Origin of the sequence: Kutzneria sp. NPDC052558 (assembly GCF_044547355.1) — a bacterium.
Taxonomy (GTDB): Bacteria; Actinomycetota; Actinomycetes; order Mycobacteriales; family Pseudonocardiaceae; genus Kutzneria.
The window spans coordinates 208,247-231,593 of record NZ_JBIUAG010000007.1 but is presented as its reverse complement, the minus strand read 5'-3'; the positions used below and the strand labels follow the sequence as shown (position 1 = coordinate 231,593).

The 23,347-nt window shown below is 71.0% G+C and carries 21 protein-coding genes; 10 read left to right on the top strand and 11 right to left on the bottom strand.

What is annotated here, in order from left to right:
• The first annotated feature begins 17 nt into the window (after positions 1 to 17).
• Positions 18 to 3,269, top strand: a complete 3,252-nt coding sequence (locus ACIG5F_RS15380) for a GH92 family glycosyl hydrolase (protein WP_396518325.1) — start codon at positions 18 to 20, stop codon at positions 3,267 to 3,269.
• A gap of 64 nt (positions 3,270 to 3,333) precedes the next feature.
• Here ACIG5F_RS15380 and ACIG5F_RS15375 read toward each other — a convergent pair whose 3' ends face one another.
• Positions 3,334 to 3,576 carry a DUF397 domain-containing protein gene (locus ACIG5F_RS15375; protein ID WP_396518324.1) on the bottom strand — a complete coding sequence of 81 codons (243 nt, stop codon included), beginning with the start codon at positions 3,574 to 3,576 and terminating at the stop codon, positions 3,334 to 3,336.
• A gap of 265 nt (positions 3,577 to 3,841) precedes the next feature.
• On the opposite strand from ACIG5F_RS15375, the gene ACIG5F_RS15370 reads away from it, so the two are divergent.
• Positions 3,842 to 4,339: a hypothetical protein gene (locus ACIG5F_RS15370; protein ID WP_396518323.1), complete on the top strand. Its 498-nt coding sequence runs from the start codon at positions 3,842 to 3,844 to the stop codon at positions 4,337 to 4,339.
• 72 nt (positions 4,340 to 4,411) lie between these two features.
• Here the strand turns inward: ACIG5F_RS15370 and ACIG5F_RS15365 are convergent, their stop codons facing one another.
• Both ACIG5F_RS15365 and ACIG5F_RS15360 read right to left on the bottom strand, forming a co-directional pair.
• Positions 4,412 to 5,380, bottom strand: a complete 969-nt coding sequence (locus ACIG5F_RS15365; protein ID WP_396518322.1) for a quinone oxidoreductase family protein — start codon at positions 5,378 to 5,380, stop codon at positions 4,412 to 4,414.
• Between the two features lie 29 nt (positions 5,381 to 5,409).
• On the bottom strand, positions 5,410 to 7,017 hold the full coding sequence (locus tag ACIG5F_RS15360) for a DUF885 domain-containing protein (RefSeq protein ID WP_396518321.1): 1,608 nt from the start codon (positions 7,015 to 7,017) through the stop codon (positions 5,410 to 5,412).
• A gap of 42 nt (positions 7,018 to 7,059) precedes the next feature.
• Between ACIG5F_RS15360 and ACIG5F_RS15355 the strand changes: the two genes are divergently transcribed.
• A complete protein-coding gene (locus tag ACIG5F_RS15355) occupies positions 7,060 to 7,353 on the top strand; it encodes a hypothetical protein (RefSeq protein WP_396518320.1) in 294 nt (97 codons plus the stop codon).
• A 103-nt stretch (positions 7,354 to 7,456) separates the two neighbouring features.
• Here ACIG5F_RS15355 and ACIG5F_RS15350 read toward each other — a convergent pair whose 3' ends face one another.
• From ACIG5F_RS15350 to ACIG5F_RS15335, 4 genes are all read right to left on the bottom strand, one after another.
• A complete protein-coding gene (locus ACIG5F_RS15350; protein WP_396518319.1) occupies positions 7,457 to 8,440 on the bottom strand; it encodes an alpha/beta hydrolase family protein in 984 nt (327 codons plus the stop codon).
• Between the two features lie 11 nt (positions 8,441 to 8,451).
• Entirely contained in the window at positions 8,452 to 9,519 is a 1,068-nt protein-coding gene (locus tag ACIG5F_RS15345) for a DUF1648 domain-containing protein (protein ID WP_396518318.1), read from the bottom strand.
• A gap of 17 nt (positions 9,520 to 9,536) precedes the next feature.
• Positions 9,537 to 9,926 (bottom strand): GntR family transcriptional regulator, encoded by a 390-nt coding sequence (locus ACIG5F_RS15340; RefSeq protein ID WP_396518317.1) that lies wholly within the window; start codon positions 9,924 to 9,926, stop codon positions 9,537 to 9,539.
• Between the two features lie 196 nt (positions 9,927 to 10,122).
• On the bottom strand, positions 10,123 to 10,821 hold the full coding sequence (locus ACIG5F_RS15335; protein WP_396518316.1) for a tyrosine-protein phosphatase: 699 nt from the start codon (positions 10,819 to 10,821) through the stop codon (positions 10,123 to 10,125).
• 161 nt (positions 10,822 to 10,982) lie between these two features.
• On the opposite strand from ACIG5F_RS15335, the gene ACIG5F_RS15330 reads away from it, so the two are divergent.
• Complete coding sequence (locus ACIG5F_RS15330; protein WP_396518315.1) at positions 10,983 to 12,800, top strand: FAD-binding dehydrogenase; 1,818 nt, start codon at positions 10,983 to 10,985, stop codon at positions 12,798 to 12,800.
• Positions 12,801 to 12,882: 82 nt separating this feature from the next.
• Here ACIG5F_RS15330 and ACIG5F_RS15325 read toward each other — a convergent pair whose 3' ends face one another.
• Positions 12,883 to 13,605, bottom strand: coding sequence for a TetR/AcrR family transcriptional regulator (locus tag ACIG5F_RS15325; RefSeq protein WP_396518314.1), 723 nt, complete (start codon positions 13,603 to 13,605; stop codon positions 12,883 to 12,885).
• Between the two features lie 51 nt (positions 13,606 to 13,656).
• Here ACIG5F_RS15325 and ACIG5F_RS15320 point away from each other — a divergent pair, with 51 nt between their 5' ends.
• Positions 13,657 to 15,186: an FAD-dependent oxidoreductase gene (locus ACIG5F_RS15320; protein ID WP_396518313.1), complete on the top strand. Its 1,530-nt coding sequence runs from the start codon at positions 13,657 to 13,659 to the stop codon at positions 15,184 to 15,186.
• Here the strand turns inward: ACIG5F_RS15320 and ACIG5F_RS15315 are convergent.
• The gene (locus ACIG5F_RS15315; RefSeq protein ID WP_396518312.1) at positions 15,155 to 15,808 is read right to left on the bottom strand and encodes a TetR/AcrR family transcriptional regulator; all 654 of its coding nucleotides are present in this window, start codon (positions 15,806 to 15,808) and stop codon (positions 15,155 to 15,157) included. The two genes, ACIG5F_RS15320 and ACIG5F_RS15315, sit on opposite strands and share 32 nt — an antisense overlap.
• A 73-nt stretch (positions 15,809 to 15,881) precedes the next feature.
• On the opposite strand from ACIG5F_RS15315, the gene ACIG5F_RS15310 reads away from it, so the two are divergent.
• Entirely contained in the window at positions 15,882 to 17,000 is a 1,119-nt protein-coding gene (locus tag ACIG5F_RS15310; RefSeq protein ID WP_396518311.1) for an FAD-dependent oxidoreductase, read from the top strand.
• 3 nt (positions 17,001 to 17,003) lie between these two features.
• Here the strand turns inward: ACIG5F_RS15310 and ACIG5F_RS15305 are convergent, their stop codons facing one another.
• Positions 17,004 to 17,492, bottom strand: a complete 489-nt coding sequence (locus ACIG5F_RS15305; RefSeq protein ID WP_396518310.1) for an HIT family protein — start codon at positions 17,490 to 17,492, stop codon at positions 17,004 to 17,006.
• Positions 17,493 to 17,673: 181 nt separating this feature from the next.
• On the opposite strand from ACIG5F_RS15305, the gene ACIG5F_RS15300 reads away from it, so the two are divergent.
• Together ACIG5F_RS15300 and ACIG5F_RS15295 are read left to right on the top strand one after the other, a co-directional pair.
• Positions 17,674 to 19,080: a DHA2 family efflux MFS transporter permease subunit gene (locus tag ACIG5F_RS15300; RefSeq protein ID WP_396518309.1), complete on the top strand. Its 1,407-nt coding sequence runs from the start codon at positions 17,674 to 17,676 to the stop codon at positions 19,078 to 19,080.
• Positions 19,081 to 19,141: 61 nt separating this feature from the next.
• Positions 19,142 to 19,600 carry a GbsR/MarR family transcriptional regulator gene (locus tag ACIG5F_RS15295; RefSeq protein ID WP_396518308.1) on the top strand — a complete coding sequence of 153 codons (459 nt, stop codon included), beginning with the start codon at positions 19,142 to 19,144 and terminating at the stop codon, positions 19,598 to 19,600.
• A 68-nt stretch (positions 19,601 to 19,668) separates the two neighbouring features.
• Here ACIG5F_RS15295 and ACIG5F_RS15290 read toward each other — a convergent pair whose 3' ends face one another.
• Positions 19,669 to 20,652, bottom strand: coding sequence for a heme A synthase (locus tag ACIG5F_RS15290; RefSeq protein ID WP_396518307.1), 984 nt, complete (start codon positions 20,650 to 20,652; stop codon positions 19,669 to 19,671).
• Between the two features lie 185 nt (positions 20,653 to 20,837).
• Here ACIG5F_RS15290 and ACIG5F_RS15285 point away from each other — a divergent pair, with 185 nt between their 5' ends.
• Complete coding sequence (locus ACIG5F_RS15285) at positions 20,838 to 22,004, top strand: peptidase S8 (protein WP_396518306.1); 1,167 nt, start codon at positions 20,838 to 20,840, stop codon at positions 22,002 to 22,004.
• A 137-nt stretch (positions 22,005 to 22,141) separates the two neighbouring features.
• Positions 22,142 to 23,323, top strand: coding sequence for a peptidase S8 (locus tag ACIG5F_RS15280; RefSeq protein ID WP_396518305.1), 1,182 nt, complete (start codon positions 22,142 to 22,144; stop codon positions 23,321 to 23,323).
• The last annotated feature ends 24 nt before the right edge of the window (positions 23,324 to 23,347 follow it).

Here is a 23,347-nt window from a genome sequence, read left to right as displayed (position 1 = left end):
AAGGGAGCGCTGTCTCGATGCGTCGATCCCTGGGGTTGGTCATCCCCGTGGTGTTGGCGGCCGGGGCGCTGGCGGCCGTGCCGGCCAGCGCGGACGTCGATCACGGCAGTGATCTGGCCGCCTACGTGAACCCGTTCGTCGGCGCGGCCGCCGGCCAGCAGCCGGAGAGCAACGGCTACGCCGGCGACACGTTCCCGGGCGCGGACGTGCCGTTCGGCATGGTGCAGTGGAGTCCGGACAACCCGCTCGAACCCAAGGCCCCGAACGGGGTCGGCCGGTACTACGTGCGCGACCGCGACAGCGGCTACGCCTGGGAGGAGAACACCCTCAGAGGCTTCAGCCTGACCCACTTCAACGGGGCCGGCTGCGGCGGCGCGGACGGCGACGTGCCGTTCATCCCGTACGCGGGCCAGGTGACCACCTCGCCGGCCGCCGACCAGGCCCACTACTACTCGACCTTCTCGCACGACAGGGAATCGGCGTCGCCGGGCTACTACAAGGTCACCACCGACGCCGGGATCACCACCGAGCTGACCGCCACCCTGCACTCCGGCATGGGCCGATTCACCTTCCCCGCCAACGCCCCGGCCACGTTGCTGGTCGACACCGCTGACTCGGCGATGGGCAGCGACGACGCCTCGGTGACCGTGGACGCGGCCAAGCGCACGATCTCGGGCTGGGTGTCGAGCGGCCACTTCTGCGGCGGCCCCTCCAAGTACAAGGTCTACTTCACCGCCACCTTCGACCAGCCCTTCGCGAGCGTCGGCACCTGGCAGAACTCGACGGTGACGCCCGGCGGAACCCAGGCCCACGGCGGCAACCTCAGCAACGCCACTTGGGACAAGCAGGTGGTCACCGCCGACGGCGGTTCCGGCGCGTTCGTGTCGTTCAAGCCGGGAACCACCGTGCAGGCCCGAGTTGGTCTGTCCTATGTGGACCCGAGTGGGGCGGTGAACAATCTGCGGGCCGAGCAGGGCGGCTTCGACCAACTCGTCCGGCAGGCTCGTCAGGCCTGGAACGACCGGCTCACGCAGGTCCGGATCGGCGGCGCAACCAAGGACCAGCTGACCACGTTCTACACCGCGCTGTACCACTGTCTTTTGCAGCCCAACGTCTTCTCCGACGTGGACGGCCGGTACATCGGCTTCGACAACCAGATCCACCAGCAGCCGCGCGGCCATGCCCAGTACGCCAACTTCTCCGGCTGGGACGTCTACCGCGACGAGATCCAGCTGCTGGCGCTGCTGGCCCCGCGGGAGACCTCGGACATCGCGCAGTCCCTCTACAACCAGGCCACCCAGGCCGGCGGCATCTGGGACCGCTGGTCGCAGAACAACGACTTCATGGGAGTCATGGCCGGCGACCCGTTCCACTCGATGATCGCCAGCGCCTACGCCTTCGGGGCCCGCGACTTCGACGTCCAGGGTGCGCTGGCGTCCATGGTGAAGGGGGCGACCCGGATCCAGCAGCCGGGGGAGCGGGCGCTGGAGCGGCCGGGCCTGTGGGACTACGAGACGCTCGGCTACCACCCCGACAACGTCTCCGACATGCTGGAGGAGACCACCGCCGACTTCGGCATCGCGCAGCTGGCCGGTCGGCTGGGGCAGCGTGACGTGCAGCAGCAGTTCATGACCCGGGCCCAGTACTGGGAGAACGTCTACAACCCCGACACCGGGTATCTGCAGACCCGGGACCGCACCGGGCAGTTCGCCACGCCGTTCGACCCGGCGGTGCACCAGGAGTTCCAGTACCAGGAAGGAAACGCCGCCCAGTACACGTGGATGGTGCCGTACAACGTGTCCGGCCTGGTGACCGCGATGGGCGGGCCGGCGGCCACGACCAAGCGGCTGGACTACTTCTTCACCGAGCTCAACAGCTCCCAGGACTCGCCGTTCGCGTTGATGTCCAACGAACCCTCGTTCGAGGTGCCGTGGGAGTACTCCTACGCCGGCGCCCCGGCCAAGACGGCGGATGTGGTGCGGCGCAGCGCCGAGCAGTTGTTCAAGCCGACGGTGGACGGCCTGCCCGGCAACGACGATCTCGGCGCGACCTCGTCCTGGTACGTGTGGGCGGCGCTGGGCATGTATCCGGAGGCTCCGGGGCGGGCCGAGATGGTGTTGGCCAGCCCGCTGTTCCCGAAGATCACCGTCACCCGCGAGGGCGGGCAGCGGATCGAGATCGACGCGCCGGCGGCGTCCTCGGCCAACCGGTACGTGCAGTCCTTGCGGCTCAACGGAAAGTCCAGCTCCAAGCCGTGGACCCCGGAGTCGCTCGTGGTCAACGGAGGCCGGCTGGACTACACGCTCGGCTCGACGCCGAGCCAGACCTGGGGCACGAGCCCCCAGGACGCGCCGCCCTCGTTCCGTGACGGCGAAGTGCCGGTTCGGGGCGCGGTGTCCGGAACGGTTCATGTGGTGCCCAACGGATCGGCGACCGCGACCGTGCGGGCCGAGGGCATCACCGGCTCGGGAACCGTGACGTGGCAGGCGAATCCGCCGGCCGGCATCACGGTGACCCCGTCCAGCGGCACCCTGACCGTCGGACCGAACGGAAAGTCCACACAGGACGTGAAGGTCACCGTCTCCGGACCGACATACACCACGGTTCCGTTCAGCTTCAAGGGATCCGGCGTGCAGCAGCTACCGGCGCCGCTGACCGTCGACGTGACCGAGCCGGGCAGTTTCGCCGCCGCCGCCGACAACATCGGCGTCAGCGACGACAACACCGTGTGGCTGGGCAAGTTCGGCGACACCAGCCTGTATCCCGGCAACTTCGCCTACTCCAAGCAGCAGTTGGCGGCCAAGGGCATCACGCCCGGCGGCTCGGTGAACGGCTTCACCTGGCCGGCTGCCGCCGGCTCCGGCGCGCCGGACAACATCGTCGCGAATGGACAGACGGTGCGGGTCGACGCGCCCGCCACCGCGTCCAAGCTGGCGTTCTTGGGCGCAGCGACGGGCGGCGACGCCACCGGCGAGGTCACCATCACCTACACCGACGGCAGCACCCAGGCGGCCGATCTCGGGCTGTCCGAGTGGCTGCTGCAAGGGGGACAGGAGAAGCCGCAGTTCGGCAACACCGTGGTCACGAGCACGCCGTACATCAACTCGGCGTTCCCGCGCTACGGGTTCCGATACCACCGGCCGTACACGTCCTACCTGTTCGCCACCGCGCCGATCACGCTGGCGGCGGGCAAGCAGGTCCGCAGCGTCACCCTGCCGGCGGGAACGTCCGGCGGCTCGGCGCACGTGTTCGCGATCTCCGTGAGCTAGACCGGGTTTCGGTGGCCTCCTGTCTCACCCAGGAGGCCACCCACCCCCGACGGGCCGGTGCCGCTCAGGCCAGGTCGTCGAACTCGCCGTCCTTGATCCCGCCGAGGAACGCGGTGATCTCGGCCTGCGTGTACACCAGGGCCGGGCCGTTCGGGAACCGGGAGTTGCGGACCGCGATGTCGCCGTTGGCCAGCCGGGCCACCTCGACGCAGTTGCCGACCGCACCGCTGCGCTTGCTCTTGCGCCACGCGACGCCGGTCAGGTCGGTCGCGGACATGCCGTTGTGGATCTCGATCTGGTCTGCCATGACCCCTCCCGGATCACTAGCCGTTCCAGTGCACATGCACGTGCAGGGGCGCGTGCACCTCGTGACCGTACCAGCTCATCGTGCACGTGCATATGGGCGTGCAGTCGGCTCAACGCCGTGACCAGCGGCGGTGACCAGGCAATGTCATCCCATCGAGTGACGCGGACGCACAACGGGAGGACAGGTTGCTGTGAGGTTCCCCTTGTGGCCACTCGGTCACGCTGTGCGACAGGATCGCCTTTCACGATTCCAGGGAGGGAAATCGATGATCAGGAGCGCTCTCGCCGCACTGCCGGCGGCCGCCGCCGTCGCCGTGCTGGCGGTCCCCACCGCGTTCGCCGACACCACTCCGGTCGCCAGCATCGACATCACCGCCCAGCCCGGCGCGTACCCGCAGGCGACCAGCGGGCACTGGGCCGCGCCCGACCAGGAGGTGATGGTCGGCTACCCGCAGAACGTCCTCAAGGCCCAGACCGACAACGGCCGCGGCTACCTCGCCGTGCTGCTGCGGGCTCCGCACAACGAGCCGCTGCACGTCGGCGCCTACGCCAACGTCGGCTACCCGCCGGACCACCCGGAGTTGGCCAGCGTCCTGGTCATCTCCGACGGCCTCGGCTGCTACGCGGAGCAGGGCGGCTTCACCGTCGACCGCATCGAGACCGATCCGGCCAGCGGTGTGCTGACCGCCTTCGACGGCAGCTTCGACCAGCGCTGCCCCGGCTCCACCGGCTCCGCCCACGGCGAGATCCACTTCCAGCGCTGACCCCTTTTTTTGTGTCATGAAGGGCCCCATACTGACGCTCAACGTCAGTATGGGGCCCTTCATGACGTCAGATCACGGGATCAGCAGGAGCTTGCCGGTGGTGCGGCGGCCCTGGAGGTCCTCGTGGGACCTGGCCGCGTCGGCCAGGGGGTAGCGGCCGCTGATGCGGATGTTGAGCTTGCCCGACTGGATGCCGGCGAAGATCTCGCCGGAGCGCCAGGACAGCTCGTCCACGGTGAGGGTGTGGTGGGCCAGCGTCGGCCGGGTGACGAACAGCGAGCCACCCGAGTTGAGGCGCTGGAGGTCGACCGGCGGCACCGGGCCGCTGGCCGCGCCGTAGAGGGCGAGCGTGCCGCGGATGCGCAGGCTGTCCAGGCTGGCGTCGAAGGTGTCCTTGCCGACGCCGTCGTAGACCACGTTGACGCCCTGGCCGTCGGTGAGCCGGCGGACCTCGGGCGCGACGGCGGTCTCGGTGTAGCGGATGATCTCGTCGGCCCCGGCCTCGCGGGCCAGCTTCTCCTTCTCTGCGTTGGACACCGTGCCGATGACCCGCCCGCCCAGCGCCTTGACCTGCTGGGTGAGCAGCAGCCCCATGCCGCCGGCGGCGGCGTGCACGAGCACCGTGTCGCCCTCCTGCACCGGGTAGGTCGACCGGGTCAGGTAGTGCGCGGTCATGCCCTGGAGCATCGCGCCGGCGGCCACGTCCAGCTCGACGCCGTCGGGCACCGCCACCGCGAGGTTCTCGGGCACCCGGGTCAGCTCGGCGTAGCTGCCGATGGCGCTGGCCCAGGCCACCCGGTCGCCGACCTTGAACCGGCTGACGCCCGATCCGACGGCGATCACCTCGCCGGCCCCCTCCATGCCCGGCACGAACGGCGTCGGAATCGGGTAGGCGCCGGTGCGGTGATAGGTGTCGATGTAGTTCACGCCCGCGGCTGCCACCCGGACCAGCAGCTCGCCCGGCCCGGCCTCCGGATCGGCGACCTCGGCCAAGACCAGCGCCTCGGGACCGCCGGGAGTCTGCACCTGTACCGCCCGCATGGGCTCTCCTCCTCGATCAAGCTCTTTAGTCAGCGCCAACCAGCGAACTCGCCCGGTTGTTCCAGCACAACTCGACGGGCCAGGCCCAGCGGCATCGCGCCGGAGCCGGCGATCCGGTCGTGGAACGACTTGAGGGTGCCCAGGCCCTTGGCCAGGAACTCGTCCCGCATCGCCTCGATCTCCATCGCGCCGGTCAGGTACGACGGGGCCTGCGTCGGCCACGAGCAGTACCGGTTGACCTCGCCCTTGGCCGTGCCCTCGGTCAGCGTGTACTTGGTGGTCATGAACTCCTCGGCCTGCGCCACCGTCATGTCGCCGCAGTGCAGCTCGGTGTCGACGATGATCCGGGCCGCCCGGAACAGTCGGAAGTCCAGATGGGCGAGCAGCTGGCCGGGAGTCGCGTAGTAGCCCTGCTCGCGCATCATGCGCTCGGCGTACAACGCCCAGCCCTCGGAGAAGTACGAGGTGCGGAACACCTTGCGGGCCAGCCGCGGGTTGCCGGCGTGCCAGGAGAAGTGCCAGTGGTGGCCCGGGTAGGCCTCGTGCACGGAGACCGTGCGCAGCCCCGGGTTGGAGTTGGTGCGCAGCCGCTGCTCCACCTGCTCCGGGGTGGCGTCGTCCGGCGTGAACGGCACGAAGTAGTGGCCGAGCCGGGACGGGGTCGCGGCCGGCGGGGTCATGTAGAACGGAACCACGAACATCGGCCGGAGGAACGACGGCGAGGGCACCACCCGGCACTCCTCGCCCTCGGCGAAGGTGACCAGGTCGTTGTCCTTGAGGAACTGGCGGGCCTGCTCGGTCTCGTCGGCGACGACGGTGCGCAGGTCGTCCAGCGTCGGGGCATGGTCCTCCTGCAATGCCCGCACCGCCACCCGCCAGTCGCCGCCGGCCACCGAGGTGGCCTCGGCGTCCAGCTCCGCGTACGCTGCCAGGCCGCGTTCGTGCAGCTCGGACGCCCCGTAGCCGAGCAGCTCGCACTCCTGCAGCAGCGTCGAGTACAGCTTCTCGCCCATCCGCCAGTCGCCGGTCGCCCGGTCGGCGAAGCCCTCCAGATACGTCGTGAGCTCGTCGGCGGCGTCGGCCGCCCTCTCGCCCGCCTCGACCAGGCGGGCCCGGTCGGCCTCGTTGGCCACGTTGGCCGGCAGCACCTCGGTCAGGAAGGCGCGGGTGGTGCGCAGCTGGCTGAGGCCGCGCCGGACGATCAGCGCCGAGGACAGCTCCGGGTCCAGGTTCTCGCGGCACGCGGCGTAGACACCGGGCAGCTCGGCCAGCCGGCTCAGAGCCGACTCGACCAGCTCCGGCTCCGGGCGCAGCTGGTGCAGGAAGGTCGTGTAGAGGCTGCCCAGCGTGCCGACGTAGATCGCGGGATCACGCCGCCAGGCCGGCCAGTCGGCCATCGCCCGCTCTCGGCGCAGATGCGTCAGCACCAGCTCGTGGTCGATGCGGTCGCTGAAGTCGTCCGGCGGGGCCGCCTCGGTGAACCTGGCCAGCCACTCGGCGTGCTCACGCTGCCGGGCCAGGAAGCCGGCCTCGGTGAGATCGCCGAAGGTGCCCTCGTGTTCGGTGAGGCCGAGGCCGGCGGCCGTGGTCGGATGCGCCGGCAGATACCAGTCGAGGAAGGAGGTAACGAGCGTCACTGCGCCCAATCTAGTGCCGAACCCGCTGGTTAAGGTGGGGGAATGTCGGAACAGCCCCGGATTCCCCGCCGCGCCGTGTCCTCGGCCAAGGCCTTCGTCGCCGCCCACGGCCGGCCCACCCGCGCAGTGGTCGCCCCGATCGGCCGGGCCGGCGCCCGCCTCGTGCTCGTCGGCAACGACGGGGCGATGGGCGACATCGTGGTGCCGGACGTCGCCACCGGCGAAGCCGTGATCGAGGCCGCCGGGGCCCAGGCCGCCGAGTGGGACCGCGAGACCACCGCCGCCACCAAGATCGGCCCCCGCCACCGCCGCCGCATGGCCGCCCCCAAGGTCTGACATCAGCTCAGGGGCGGCCCCACGCTCTGCCGTTTGGGCTTGGAAGGGGGCTTTCCTCCACTCCGAGTGGAGGAAAGCCCCCTTCCAAGCCAGTGAGGCCGGGTTAGTGGGAGGTCCAGGGGCGGGACCAGTGGTGCAGGGCGGTGAGCAGGGCCGGGGCCAGGGGCTGGCCGTTGACGGGGCTGCCGGCGGGATGGAAGAAGTGGTCGATGCCGGTCAGCGTGACCAGCTTCTCCCCGCGCAGGGCCGTCAGCAGCGGCGGTGTGGTGTCGCACGGCACGTTGGTGTCGGCGGTCCCGCAGGTGACCAGCACTCGGGTGCCGGCCGGTACTCGGCGGGCGACGTCCGGCGGGTAGATGGCGTCGTCGCTGCGGAGGAAATCGCCCTGGGCCAGCAACGTCTGGAACAGCTGGGCGATCGTCGGCAGCATGCCGGCGGTGCTCACCGGCTTGTCGGCGCGGTAGTTGGAGATCCACGCGGCGATCAGGTCCTTCTGGGCCTGCGCCTGATCGGCCGGCAGGGCGGCGTCGAGCTGCTCGGCCAGTTGCAGGTCGATCATGTCCAGGATCCGCTGGTCCTGCGGGGCCAGCAGCGCCAGGCCCGCCGGCCGGGGCCGCACGGAGATGCCGACCAGCATCGCGTTCATGCCGCCCTCGCTGTGCCCGACGATCAGCATCCGCGACGGATTCGTCTCGGGCTGCTTGAGCAACGTCGTGTACGCGGCCTCGGCCTGGCGGAGGAAAACGCTGTAGTCGGCTCCGGCCGGCGGCAGCGTATGGGTCGGGCCGCTGCCGTACTTGTCGAAGCGGAATGTCATGATCCCGTCCTGCCCCAACGCGTCGGCCAGCAGGGACAGGGTGTTGGGCTCGATGGCCGGCAGCTGGTTGCCGTTGCGGTCGGTGGGACCGCTGCCGGGTAACAGAAGCGCGGCCGCTAGGCGGTCGCCGCGTTTGTGCGCCGGGACGTGGAGCGTGCCGTACGCGGTGAGGCCGTCGGACTGGAACGTGATCTCCCGATCCGTGGCCGGAACACCGGTGGCGGGCATGACGGTAGCGGCGACCATTGCCGCCACGACGAGACTGTGCACGGATTTTCCTTTCAGCGCAGGATGAACGGCAGCAGCAGGCTCACGGTGACGACTCCGACCGTCAGCGCGCCGCAGGTGATCAGCGCGGCCGGGTTGCCGAAGTTGACCGTCCAGCCGACGCCGAACCGCCGCTGCACGAACCAGGACGGGTCGTCAGCGTTGCGATAGATGATGCCGCCGACCCAGTTGCGGTCATCGTCCCGATGGGACAGTCCGGTGCCCTCGTCCGCGCCGTCATCCTTGTTGCGTTGCACCACGATCAGCACCAGCAGCGCGACGCCGACCAGGATCGGCCCGAGCGTGAGCGGCAGCAGCGCGTCCGTCGCCCGGCTGCCGTCCCAGATCGACCAGTCGGTGGCGAACAGGCCCAGGTCAGCCAGCGCGGTCAGGGCGACGAGTCCCTTGCCCAGCCGCACCACGAACTCACGGTGCGCGCGGACCGAGGCCGCCGGCCGCGCCGGGTCCACATCGGCCGGGCCGCGGGAGATCAGCACTGCCAACCCGCTCAGCAGCACGGTGAGGCCGGCCTGGATGTACACGACCGTGAACGCGCTGCCCACCGACTTCGGCACCCACCGGTTGGCCACGCCGTCAGCGTCGAAATGCATCGGCAGCGGATCGGGCAGGTCCGGGTAGCGGATGGCGCCGATCACCGCGCTGGCCACCACGATGGCGACCGGCAGCAACAGCCACGGCCACGGGAACTTCGGCGGATCGCTGTGCAGGGACGTGTCGGCCGTGACCGCCTGGTGGACGCCCGCGAACCAGTCCTGGTCCCGCTTCGCCGCCGTGATCGCGCGGTTGGCCCGGAAGTACAACGTGTACCAGATGATGATCTGCACGATCACCGGCGCCGGCGTCGCCGCCACGCCCACCGTGAGCATCAGCGCCGCGCCGGCAAGCGCGACGATCACCCCGCCGATCACCAGCGCGCGGCGGAATCGGGCGGTTTCCTTCAGCACCAACGGATCCTCGACCCGATTGTCCGGGACGCGGACGCCGAACCGCACCGTGCGCGAGGACAGCGACGGTGTCAGCCAGCCCATGCCGACCAGCAGCACCGTCAGAACCAGTTGCACCACAACACCGGTCGTGGTCACTTCGCCTCATCCCCTTGTCCGTCGAATCCCGCCAGCACGGCCCGGCATGTCGCCAGCACCTCCGCCGCGGGCACCCCCTTGGCCACCGCCTCCGCGAGCAGCGTGCGCGCCCGCGTCGTCCAGTCGGCCACGAACGCCTCGTCCGACTCCGTCGGGCCGACCACCGCCCCCGACTTCCGGTTCACCCGCACGAATCCCTGCTGTCGCAACAGGTCGTACGCCTTGTTGACCGTGTGGAAGTTGATCCCGAAGTCCGCCGCCAGCTGCCGTGTCGAGGGCAGCGACTCCCCGTCCGGCAGCGTGCCGTCCGCGATGCCCTCCACGATCCGATCCCGCAGCTGCTGGTAGATCGGCACCTCGCTGGACAGATCGAGGCTGATGATCACGTGACCCCCCTCCTGACGATCTGTTGTAGTAGTTATAGAACAGACTAAGGCAAGAGGCAAGGGGAGGGCGGGCGGCAGTGGGCCCTGGGACGATGCCCCGGGCGGGAACGAGGGGGAGCCATGGGGGAGTTGGCCACCGAGGCTCTCGACTACGACGGCGGGAGTTCCCGCTGATGGTGGCCTGGGCGGTCGGGAGCTAGGTCAGGCGGGTGCGCAGGGCGGCGAGATCCGTCTCGGACAGGCCGTTGTCGAGCAGGAAGTCCGGCATCCGCAACGAGGTGACGGTTGAGGTCAGCGACTCCTCGAACGTGGTCCCGTGGGCGGTCAGCAGTTCGGTGGTGGCGGTGAGCTGATCGCGGACCCCCAGCTCCTCGAACCGTGGCCGCATTCGTTCGTACGTCAGGAGATAGTCGGCGATGATCTCCCCAGGGGTCGCCCCGGCCAAGCTCAGCAGCACCAGCGACAGCAGCCCGGTGCGGTCCTTTCCGCTGGCGCAGTGGAAAACCACGCCGCCCGGTGCGGCGGTGGCGATCGCCCGCACGGCGGCGACGACCAGACCGGGGTGCTCGGCCAGGAGGCCCGGGTAGTGCAGCGGCGTGGCCAGGAAGTCGGTCTTCGACCAGTGCGCGTAGAACGGGGTGCCGACGGGATCCAGGGGAGTGTTCACGGTGGTCATGCCGGCCGGCCTCGGCGCGAGGTCGGGCTCCGGCTCATCGGGGTTGCGGAGGTCGACCACGGTGCGCACGCCGTAGTCCCACGCCGCGGCCCACCCGGCGGAGGTCAACCGCGTCGGGGCCTCCATCCGCACCAGCGCACCCGGCCGAAGCCGCCCCAAGGTGCCGAGATCCCGCACGTTGACGCAGCCGTCCCACGAAAGCTCCCGGGCATCGGTCATGATCACAGGACGTGTCACGGGCCCGCCCGGTTGGCCGTTGTCGGTGACGGACAACGACGTCCGCCGAAGTTGACGTCACGACCCTATGGATGGTCGGGCCATCCCTGCTTCTCTACTTACCGACCGGTAATGACGCTCGGTTCAGTCTGGAGGATGACTCAATGACGAGTCCGCAGATGGGCGACAACAGCATGAGCCGTCGAAGCCTGTTGGCCGCCGGCGGTGGGGTCGTCGCCGGGACAGCCCTGAGCACACTGGGCCTGGGCACGCTGGGCCTGGGCGGCGTCGCCGCGGCGGCGACGGCGGCCGACGACGCGGACGCGATCGTGGTCGGCCACGGCCTGGCCGGCCTGGTGGCCACCTCGGAGCTGATCGCGGCCGGCCGAAAGGTGTTGCTGCTGGACCAGGAGCCGCAGGCCAGCCTGGGCGGTCAGGCCTTCTGGTCGCTGGGCGGCCTGTTCTTCGTCGACTCGCCCGAGCAGCGCACCGCCGGCATCAAGGACTCCGTCGACCTGGCCCGCACCGACTGGTTCAACACCGCGGGCTTCGACCGTGGCGTCGACGACCCGCTGGGCGAGGACTACTGGGCCTCCCGCTGGGCCGACGCCTACGTGCACTTCGCCGCCGGCGAGAAGCGGGCCTGGCTGTCCGGTCTGGGCGTCACGTGGGTGCCGATCGTCGGCTGGGCCGAGCGCGGCGGGGTGTCGGCCTCCGGCCCGGGCAACTCGGTGCCGCGCTTCCACCTGACCCTGGGCACCGGCCCGGGCGTGATGGAGCCGTTCGCGAAGCTGGTCACCGACGCGGCCGCCGCGGGCAAGGTGACCTTCAAGTTCCGCCACCAGGTGGACGGGATCGTCACCACCAACGGCGCGGTGACCGGCGTGCGGGGCAGCATCCTGGAGCCCAGCAGCGCGGCCCGCGGCACACCCAGCTCCCGGGTCAAGATCGGCGACTTCGAGCTGCACGCGCCGATCGTGATCGTCACCTCCGGCGGCATCGGCGGCAACCAGGACCTGGTGCGGGCCAACTGGCCGGCCCGCCTCGGCCACCCGCCGGCCCACATGATCACCGGCGTGCCGGCCCACGTGGACGGTCGGATGCTGGCCATCAGCCAGGCGGCCGGGGCCCGGCTGGTCAACCCCGACCGCATGTGGCACTACACCGAGGGATTGGCCAACTTCGCGCCGATCTGGCCCAACCACGGCATCCGCGTGCTGGCCGCGCCGTCCTCGCTGTGGTTCGACGCCACGGGGCGCCGGCTGCCCAACCCGGGCGTGCCCAGCTACGACACCCTCGGCACGCTGGAGCTGATCGGCCGCTCCGGCTACGACTACACGTGGTTCGTGCTCAACAAGAAGATCATCGACAAGGAGTTCATCCTCTCCGGCTCCGAGCAGAACCCCGAGCTCACCCGCAAGGACCTGCTCGGCTACCTGGCGATGCGCATCCTCAACAGCACGCCGCCGCCGGTGAAGGCGTTCATGGACAAGGGCCAGGACTTCGTCATCGCCGACACCCTGTCCGACCTGGTCGCCGGCATGAACCGGCTGGCCGGCGCCAACCTGGTCGACCTCAACCAGTTGCAGGCCCAGATGAGCATCCGGGACGCGCAGGTCGACAACCCGTTCACCAAGGACAGCCAGGTGATGGGCGTGCGCAACTCGCTGGCCTACAGCGGCGACAGCCTGGCCCGCACCGCCCCGCTGCACAAGATCCTCGACCCGTCGGCCGGGCCGCTGATCGCCATCCGGATGAACATCCTCACCCGCAAGACCCTGGGCGGCCTGCAGACCGACCTGTCCGGACGGGTGCTCGGCGCCAACGGCCAGCCCATCACCGGCCTCTACGCCGCGGGTGAGGTCTCCGGCTTCGGCGGCGGTGGCGTGCACGGATACCGCGCGCTGGAGGGCACCTTCCTGGGCGGCTGCCTGTTCTCCGGCCGGACGGCCGGCCGCGCCGCCGCGGCAGCCAGCGCCTGACCCCGTCCAGCCTGTCTGTCTTGCTTGGAAGGGGGCTTTCCTCGACTCGGAGTGGAGGAAAGCCCCCTTCCAAGCGCCGACGTCACATTTTGGGGGCGAGGGCGTCGATCATCAGGGCCACGGTGAAGTCGAAGCGGTCGTGGCCGTCGCCGGCGGTGAGCTCGGCGGCGTGGGCAACGATGGTGGGGAAGGACGCCGCCGGTAGGCCGGCGAGGCGGGCCCGGAGCTCGTCGCGGTCCATCACCCACGGGGCGTCGGCGGTGGTGGCGCGCTGGTGCCGGATGGACGTCTCCAGGCAGTACGCGGCGACGTAGAGCAGCAGGGCGTCGCAGGCCCAGGCGGCGGCCTGCGGGGCGACGCCGCCGGCCAGCATGATCGCCAGCATGCCCTCGCTGATGCGCAGGACCTCCAGGTCGGTGGGGGCCAATGCGAGCGCGGCCCGTGAGACGCCCGGGTAGCGCAGGTACTGGTCGCGGATCTGCCCGCAGACGCCGCGGATCTGCTCGCGCCAGGCCGCCGGATCCGGTTGGGGCAGCGCGATTTCCGAGCACAGCCGGCCGATGAGCAGCTCGTCGAGGTCGGACTTGTTGACCACGTGCGCGTAGAGCGAGGCCGGCCCGGTGTCCAGGGCGGCGGCCACCCGGCGCATGGTCACCGCCTCGTAGCCCTCGACGGAGATCAGCGCCAGCGCGGTGTCGACGATCTGCGCCGGCGTGAACACCGTCTTGCGCCGCCGCCGGGGCGCGGCCTCGACCTCGGCGTTGGGGGGCTGGTGACGTGCGGCACGTCGCTCTCTCGGGTTCACGGTCGCCAGCTTAGCTTGACACGAACACTGTTCGTAACTAGAACAGTGTTCGTGAACAACGACACGAACGTGACGGTCGTCGGGGCCGGGCCGGTGGGCCTGGCATTGGCCGCCGAACTCGCCCTGGCCGGCGTCTCCGTGCAGGTGCTGGAGCGCCAGGCCGAGCCGGAACGGGCGATGAAGGCCCAGTCGATCACCATGACGACGGCCGAGGCGCTCGACCGCCGCGGCCTGCTGGCCGCCGCCGAGCGGATCCAGCGGGAGACGCTCGGCCGCAGCGGGCCGGTCGTCGCCGGCAAGTCGCCGTCGGACACCCGCTTCACCGGCCACTTCGCCGGCATGGCCGTCGACGCCGACCTGGTGAACTGGGACGACCCCGACTTCGTCGCCCACACCGCGGCCGCCGGCGCGCGGGTCGTGCCGCAGCCCGAACTGGTGGCGCTGCTGACCGAGCACGTCACCCGGCTCGGCGTGCCGATCCACCGCGGGGTCGAGGTCACCTCGTTCGAGGACACCGGCGACGGCGTGATCGTCGGCGCCAACCACGGCTCTGTGCGCACCGACTGGCTGGTCGGCTGCGACGGCGGCCACAGCGCCGTGCGCCGCCTCGCCGGCATCGAGTTCCCCGGCGAGGACCCGGAGATCACCGGCATCCAGGCGGTCGTCGAGGTCGCCGGCTCGCTGGCGCTGACCAACGGCTGGACCTGGACGCCCCGTGGCACCTACCGCTACGGGCCGCAGCCGGGCCGGGTGGCCATCGTCGAGTTCGACCACCCGCCGGCCGACCGCAAGTCGGAGATCACCCTGGAGGAAGTGCAGACCAGGCTGCGCCGGGTCACCGGGGCCGACATCACCGTGACCGCACTGCACGGCGCCCCGACCCGCTGGACCGACAACACCCGGCAGGCCGCGAACTACCGTGCGGGGCGAGTGCTGCTGGCCGGCGACGCCGCCCACGTGCACCCGCCGTTCGGCGGCCAGGGCCTCAACCTCGGCTACGGCGACGCGATGAACCTCGGCTGGAAGCTGGCCGCCGTGATCGCCGGCTGGGCGCCCGAGGGACTGCTCGACACGTACGACGCCGAGCGGCGGCCGATCGGCGAGTGGGTCCTGGCCTGGACTCGTGGCCAGATCGGCGTGCTGCGCGGCGACGCCAAGTCGGGCGCGCTGCGGGAGATCGTGAGCGATCTGCTGAGCACCCGGGATGGCGCGACCTACGCGGTCAAACACCTGTCCGGCGTCGTCCAGCGCATCGACCTGCCCGGCGACCACCCGCTGATCGGCCGGCAGGTCCCCGACCTGTGGCTGAGCGACGGCTCCCGGCTGGTCGACCACGGCCACGGCGGCGGATTCCTGCTGCTCGACCGCACTTCCGACGGCGCGTTCGCCTGTATTGCCAAGGCCTGGGACGGGCGGGTGACCGTTGTTGCCGACGAGCCCGCGTCACCGGCCGGTGTCCTGGTTCGCCCCGACGGCGTGGTCGCCTGGGCCGTCGACTCGGCTGACGCCGCCGGGCTCGAGGACACCCTTCGCCGCTGGGCCGGCGAGGCTAAGGCCGTCCGAGCAGGCGAATGCCGTTGAGGATGAGGTCGATCCCGGCCAGGAACTGCTCGCGGTCGTCGTGGTCGCGCAGCTGCCCGGCGACGTCACGGGTGAACGGGAACTCCTCGGGATCGAGATCGGCCCACTCGGCCGCGACCGTGGTCAGGAAGTCGGTCCGGTTCGTGCCTGGGGCCACGGTGCGGGCGTTGGCGGCGTTAAGACCGCCGACGCCGAGGATGTAGTTGGTCAGCGCCGACACCGAGGCGAACTCGGCGGCGGCCGGCACGCCGAGGGCCCGGACCTGCCGTCCGATGCGTTCGAAGACGCGCAGCATGGCCGGCTGCGACGGGGCGGCGGCGAGTTGTGTGCCCACCCAGGGGTGCTTGTCGATCGCGTCGAACACCGCCAGCGCCACCGCCCGCACATCCGGCGCGACCTCGGCCTTCAGGGCCGGGGCCAGGACCGCGTCGGTGGCCGCGGCCAGCAGTTCGCCCTTGTTGGCCACGTGGTTGTAGATCGCGCCGGGGCCGGTGCGCAGGCGCTCGGCCAGCCGGCGGAAGGTCAGGCCGCCCTCGCCGTCGGCGTCGAGCAGGGCCACCGCCGCCTCGACGATGCGCTCCCGGGACAGGGCGTCGGCCCGCCGTTCGACGTGACGTGTCATGCCCCCATCTTGACATGTTTGGAACGCTGTTCCAAACTGCTTTGGAACAGCGTTCCAAAGAGAGGTGATCACCATGACCGCACCCGTCACGATCGTCGGCGCCGGCCTGGGCGGGCTCGTGCTCGCCCGCGTCCTGCACATCCACGGCGTCCCCGTCGCCGTCTACGAGGCCGAGGCCTCGCCGACCGCCCGCGCCCAGGGCGGCATGCTCGACATCCGCGACCACAACGGGCAGGTCGCGATCAAGGCCGCCGGGCTGTACGAGGAGTTCCTCGGCCTCGTGCACCACGGCGGCGAGGCCACCCGGGTGCTCGACCGGCACGGCGCCGTCCTGTTCGACGAGCCCGACGACGGCGCCGGTCGCCGGCCCGAAGTGCCCCGTGGCCGGCTGCGGCAGCTCCTGCTCGACTCGCTGCCGGCCGGCACCGTCCACTGGGGACACAAGGTCGCCGGCGTCCGCACCCTCGACGACGGCCGTCACCAGCTCACTTTCGCCGACGGCTCAACCGTGACCGCCGATCTCCTGGTCGGCGCCGACGGCACGTGGTCGCGGGTCCGTTCCCTTGTGTCCACGGCAAAACCCGCCTACACCGGCACCACCTACATCGAGACCTACCTGCACGACAGCGACTCGCGGCACCCCGCCAGCGCCGAGGCCGTCGGCGGTGGCGGCATGTTCGGGCTCGAACCCGGGCGGGGCATCACCGCCCACCGGGAGCCCGGCGGCGTGCTGCACACCTACGCCCAGCTGGCCAAGCCCGAGGAGTGGGTCGCCGGCATCGACTTCACCGACCCCGCCGCCGCCCGTGCCCAGGTCGCCGCCGAGTTCGACGGCTGGGCCCCCGAGCTGCTCGCCCTCATCACCGACGCCGACACCCCGCCCGTGCCCCGCCCCATCTACGCCCTGCCCGCCGGCCACCGCTGGTCCCGCGTCCCCGGCGTCACCCTCCTCGGCGACGCCGCCCACGTCACCGCCCCCTCCGGCGACGGCGCCAACATCGCCATGTTCGACGGTGCCCAACTCGCCCTCGCCCTCGTCTCCCACCCCACCGACCCAGACGCCGCCCTCGCCGACTACGAGGCCGCCCTCTTCGTCCGCGCCGCCGCCACCGCCGCCGAGTCCGTCGAGCTCAACGCCATCATGTTCGGCGCCAACTCCCCGCACAGCCTCGTCGAGATGTTCACGGCGTAACGGTCAGGCGGTCATTCGGTCACCGAGGCGTCGTGCGAGGTCGGACAGGGTGTCGTCGGGGATGTCGAGGTAGCCGTTGGCGGGATCGAGCAGGGCGGTTTGTTGCTGGTCGTACGGGACGCCGGGCGGCAGCGGCGCGAGGTGCCAGTGGACGTGCCGGTTGGCCTGCTGGCTGCCCAATGACAGCACGTAGAGCCGTTCGACGGTCAGTAGTTCGGTCAGCGCGCGGCCCGTGCGGTGCACCACGCGTTGGAGGGCCAGGTAATCGTCGGGAGTGAAGTCGCCGATGGCGTGTTCGCGATGGCTGACCGGGGCGACCAGGAAGTGCCCGAGCACTGACGGGAAGCGGCTGGCGAAGACCACGGCGTCGTCGTCGCGGTAGGCGATGTGGTGCGGGTAGTCGGGGTTGCCGGCGAGCAGTTCGCATATGAAGCACGCTCGGCGGGCTAGGTCGAGGTAGGCGTCGGGCTGCCAGGGCACGCGGGTGGTCACGCTGTCCACATGTACCCGATCCACGGTCAGCGTTCGGGGCGGGCCGGCAGCAGGACGTGCATCAGTCTCGGCGCGACGGTCCCGAGGCGGGGCATCAGACCTGGCGGTCGAAGGAGGTCACGGGCCGGCGGTGTCCCGGTGCGTAAGGTGCGAAGGGCCCGGGATGCCAGAGGGGGAGCACGTGCCGAAGCTGAGCCAGAAGATCGTCGTGCCCGTTGTGTACGTCGCCGCGGTGTTCATGTCGATCCTGGACAGCACGGTGGTGAACGTGACGCTGCCGGTGATCGCGCGGCGCTTCGACGTGCAGCCGGAGCAGGGCCACGCGGTGGTCATCGGGTACCTGTTGAGCCTGGCGGTGTTCATGCCGGCCTCGGGCTGGCTGGCCGACCGGTACGGCGTGAAGCGGGTGTTCCTGGCGGCGCTGGCGCTGTTCGTGGCGGCGTCGGCGCTGTGCGGATTGGCCATGAGCCTGCCGGAGCTGGTGGTGTTCCGGGTGGTGCAGGGCGCGGGCGGCGGCATGCTGGTGCCGGTCGGCATGACGATGGTGCTGCGCATCTTCGCCCCGGCGGAGCGGCCGCGGGCGACCCGGCTGATGAACATCGCCACGATCATCGCGCCGGCCTCGGGCCCGGTGCTGGGCGGCCTGCTCACGGTCCAGCTGTCCTGGCGGTACGTGTTCTTCGTCAACGTCCCGATCGGAGCGCTGGCGTTCCTGTTCGGACTGCTGTTCCTGACCGGCGGCGCGGACACCGTGGCCACGCGTTTCGACGTGCCGGGATTCCTGTTGTCCGGCACGGGGTTCGCGGCCGCGGTGTACGCGCTGAGCGAGGGGCCGGACCGGGGCTGGGACCAACCGGACGTGATCGCGACGGGAGTGCTCGGCGTCGGCCTGCTGGCGGTGCTGGTCCTGGTGGAGCTGCGGGCCGCCGGCCCGTTGCTGAACCTGCGATTACTCGGCAACCGGCCGTTCCGCACCGGCATCTCGGTGCAGGTCCTGAGCTCGGGCGCGTTCCTGGGCGTGCTGTACCTGATGCCGCAGTTCCTCCAGACGGCCCGCGGCTTCGACCCGCTCACCTCGGGGCTGACCACCTTTCCCGAGGCGCTCGGCGCGATGGCCAGCATCCAGGTCATCGCCCGGATCTATCCCCGGATCGGGCCCCGGCGGCTGCAACTGATCGGCCTGACGGGGCTGGCCGTCGACGTCGGCGCGATGGGCCTGATCGACTTGTCCACGCCGCGCTGGCAGATCATCGTGTTGATGCTGCTGGCCGGCGTGAGCATGGGTTTTGTCTTCATGCCGACGCAGACGGCCTCGTTCGCCACCATGCCGACCGAGCACCTGGGCCAGTCCTCGGCGCTGTACAACGTGGGGCGTCAGCTCGGATCGGCCGGCGGCGTCGCCGGGCTGAGCACGGTTGTCGCCGCCCTGGGCTCCGACGGCGAGGGCCCGGGCCTGATCGCCTACCGCGCCGGTTTCTTCACCGCCGCCACCCTCGCCCTGCTGGCCGCGGCCATCGCCCTGACCACCCGGGACGCCGACGCCGCCTCGACGATGAAACCCCGTGAGCGTGTCGGGGACCGCGGTTAGCTTTCACCTCCTACACTGGGGCTTCAGTGTCGATTGAAGTCGATCGAGTGGGGGCAGGGGCATGGCGACGCACAGCCAGCTGTCGGCGTGGATCGAGCGGATGGCCGCGCACTTCGTGCCGGAGGGCATCCCGCTGATCGGCGGGCGGATCCTGGCCTATCTGCTGGTGTGCGACCCGGTGGAGCGCACCGCCGCCGAGCTGTCCGAGGAGCTGGAGGCCAGCAGCGGCTCGATCAGCACCAACGTTCGCCTGCTGATGAACCTGGGCGTGGTCACCAAGACCACCCGCCGCGGGCGTCAGGCCGCCGAGTACAGGCTCAACGAGCAGGGCTGGAACGACATGATCGACCGCCGTCTGCGCGCCCTGGCCGCCACCCGCGAGCTGACCGCCGCCGGCCTCCGCCTGCTCAGCGGCGATCCCGAGCGTGCCCAGCGTCTGCGCAACATCGACGAGATGTACGGCTGGCTGGCCGACGAGCTCCCGGCGGTCTGGGAACGCCGCCCCGCCCCACCCCGCTGACCCTCGCCCGCAGCCACACCGAATCCGTTTCACGCATTCGGTGTGACGCTAGGCGGGACTCGCGGGGGTCAGCGGGTGGCTAGCTCGGGGGTCTTGGCTGGCGAGACGGGCGTGAGGGTGGGAGCGGGGCCGCGGTCGCGGCTGGCGGTCCACAGGGAGGCGGCGGCGACCAGGATCAGGGTGGCGCCGAGCACGTGCACGAGGACGAGGATGTCCGGCACGCCGGTCCAGTACTGCACGAGACCGACCACGCCCTGGGCCAGCGTCACGCCGACCAGCACCCAGTAGCGCCGCCACAGCACCGGGGCGGCGTCCTTGATCCGCATGCCGAAGCCCAGCGCCAGCAGCGAGCCGATCAGCAGGAACACCAGGTCGGCGTGGATCTGGGCCAGGGTCTCGACCGGCACCTCGAGCCGAGGGGTGCGCACGTCCCCGGCGTGCGGGCCGGCGGCGGTGACGAGGGTGCCGGCGATGAGGATCAACCCGACCGTCACGGCCTGGGCCAGCTGAAGGCCCAGCAGCGGCCGGGGGAGCAGCGGCCGGGGCCGCTCGTCGCCCTCGTCGACGGCCCGGAACAGCAGCACGGCCAACCAGATCAGCGGCATCGAGGCCAGGAAGTGCGGGGCGACGCTCCACCACTGCAGTCCGGTGAGGACGGTGATGCCGCCGATCACCGCCTGCGCCACCACGCCCAGCGGCATCATCAGCGCCAGCACGATCACCCGTCGCCGGCGCGGCCGGGCGAAGATCGCCATCAGCACGCACAGCGCGGACACCACGCCCAGGCCGCCGCCCAGCAGCCGGTTGCCGAACTCGATCCACTGGTGCACCTGCCCGCCGACCGGGTCGGCGACCGGCACCAGGCTGCCGGGCTGGCACTGCGGCCACGTGGTGCAGCCCAGGCCGGACTCGGTGACCCGCACCACGGCCCCGGTGACGGCGATGCCGGCCTGTCCGACGACCGCGGCCCCGGCGATGAGGCGCTGCACGGCGCGACTGGGGGACGGGACCCTGGAGAGCGGCGATCGGGACAGCAGCGATGCGGTTGACACGGCTCGATGGTAGGACCGGCGTTCGGGCCGCCCGGCACCGGCCCGTTTGTCCGGTTGCAGGGGTGGGGTCATCGGACCGAGGGTTTTCCCGCGTTGGCTGCCCGCAATCGTCTGCATACGTTGGGAAAGCGCTCTCGCCCTGACGGAGCGTGCACGACCCCCCACTCCCTGCGTGGAGGTTCCCTGTGAAGTTGAGGTCCCTACTGGCCGTCGCCGCCATGGCGGCCACGGCCCTGGCCATGACCGGCACCGCGGACGCCGCCCCGACGGGCGTCACCACGGCGCACTCCTGTTCCACCGCCCCGGCTCCCGGCTACGCGGCCTGTACGGCGCTGCGCCGCACCGACGCGGCCGCCAAGCCGCTCGTCCGCCCGTTCGCGCCGGCGGCGCCGTCCGGCCTGTCCCCGGCCAACCTGCAGTCGGCGTACAAGCTGCCGACGAGCAGCACGACCGCGACGGTCGCGATCGTCGACGCCTACGACGACCCGAACGCCGAGTCCGACCTGGCCACCTACCGGTCGACCTACGGGCTGCCGGCCTGCACCACGGCCAACGGCTGCTTCCGGAAGGTCAACCAGACCGGCGGCACCAGCTACCCGACCGGCGACACCGGCTGGAGCGAGGAGATCTCGCTCGACATCGACATGGTGTCGGCGGTCTGCCCCAGCTGCCACATCCTGTTGGTGGAGGCCACTTCCGCCTCGTACGTCAACCTCGGCACCGCGGTGAACACGGCGGTCCGGCTGGGCGCCACCGCGGTGTCCAACAGCTACGGCGGCGGCGAGTCCTCGGCCGAGACCACCACCTATGACGCCTACTACAACCACCCGGGCGTGGCGATCACGGTCAGCTCCGGCGACTCCGGCTACGGCGTGGAGTACCCGGCGGCCTCCCGCTACGTGACGGCGGTCGGCGGCACGCACCTGGTCACCAGCTCCACCACCCGCGGCTGGACCGAGACCGCGTGGAGCGGCGCCGGTTCCGGCTGCTCGGCCTACGAGGCCAAGCCGACCTGGCAGACCGACACCAGCTGCACCCGCCGCACGGTCGCGGACGTGTCCGCGGTCGCCGACCCGGCCACCGGCGTCGCGGTCTACGACACCTACGGCGAGTCGGGCTGGCTGGTCTTCGGCGGCACCAGCGTCTCCTCGCCGATCGTGGCCTCGGTGTACGCCCTGTCCGGCAACGTCAGCGGCGTGCCGGCCTCGCTGGCGTACTCGCACACCTCGTCGCTGTTCGACGTGACGAGCGGCTCCAACGGCAGCTGCAGCGGCACCTACCTCTGCACCGCCCGCGCGGGCTACGACGGCCCGACGGGCCTGGGTACCCCGAACGGCACAGGGGCCTTCTGACAGACGACGCCGGGCGGGGTCACCCGCCCGGCGTTTCGTCCGTTTCAAGGGCTGCCAAAGGGTTTTCCCGTATTGGCGCGCGGTGACCGCCTCCTTACGGTCAGGGAGCTTCGTCCCGACTCCGCTTGGAGGAAACGGTGACCAAGAAACCCCTGAGGATCCTGGCCGTCATCGCGCTGTGGGCCGGCGTGACGGCGCTCGGTGGCACGACAACAGCACAGGCCCAATCGAACACTCAAACCGTCACCACAGCCCGATCCTGCGCCGAGAAGCCGGCGCCCGGCTTCGCCGCCTGCACGGCGTTGGTGCGCACCGACGCGGCCGCCCGGTCGTTCGCCCCGGCGGCCCCGGCCGGCCTGGGCCCGGCCAGTCTCCAGTCCGCGTACAAGCTGTCCGCGGCCGGCGGCGCCGGCCTGACCGTGGCGATCGTGGACGCCTTCGACGACCCGAGGGCGGAAGCCGATCTCGGTGTCTACCGGTCCACCTTCGGGCTGCCGGCCTGCACCACGGCCAACGGCTGCTTCCGCAAGGTCAACCAGAACGGCGCGGCGAGCCCGCTGCCGGCCGGCAACACCGGCTGGGCCGAGGAGATCTCGCTGGACATCGACATGGTCTCGGCGATCTGCCCGCAGTGCCACATCCTGTTGGTGGAGGCCAGTTCCGCGTCCTTCACCAACCTCGGCACCTCGGTGAACACCGCCGTGCGGCTGGGCGCGGTGGCCGTGTCCAACAGCTACGGCGGCGGCGAGTTCTCCGGCGAGACGTCGGCGGACTCGTTCTACAACCACCCGGGCGTGGCCGTCACGGTCAGCTCCGGCGACTCCGGCTTCGGGGTCGAGTACCCGGCGGCCTCGCGCTTCGTGACCGCCGTCGGCGGAACGCATCTCACGGCCGGCGGCGGCGCCCGCGGCTGGACCGAGACCGCGTGGAGCGGCGCGGGTTCGGGCTGCTCGGCGTTCGAGGCCAAGCCGACCTGGCAACACGACACCGGCTGCGCGCGGCGCACGGTCGCGGACGTGTCCGCGGTCGCCGACCCGGCCACCGGCGTCGCCGTCTACGACACGTACAACGTGGGCGGCTGGCTCGTGTTCGGCGGCACCAGCGTCTCCTCGCCGATCATCGCCTCGGTGTACGCGCTGGCCGGCCGCCCGGCCGCGGGCAGCGTCCCGGCCTCGCTGGCCTATGCCCACCCGACGTCGTTGTTCGACGTGACCAGCGGTTCCAATGGCAGCTGTGGCGGCAGCTACCTGTGCACCGCCCGCGCCGGCTACGACGGCCCGACCGGCCTGGGCACGCCGAACGGTCTCGGCGCGTTCTGACCGGGCACCACCGAATACGGGCAA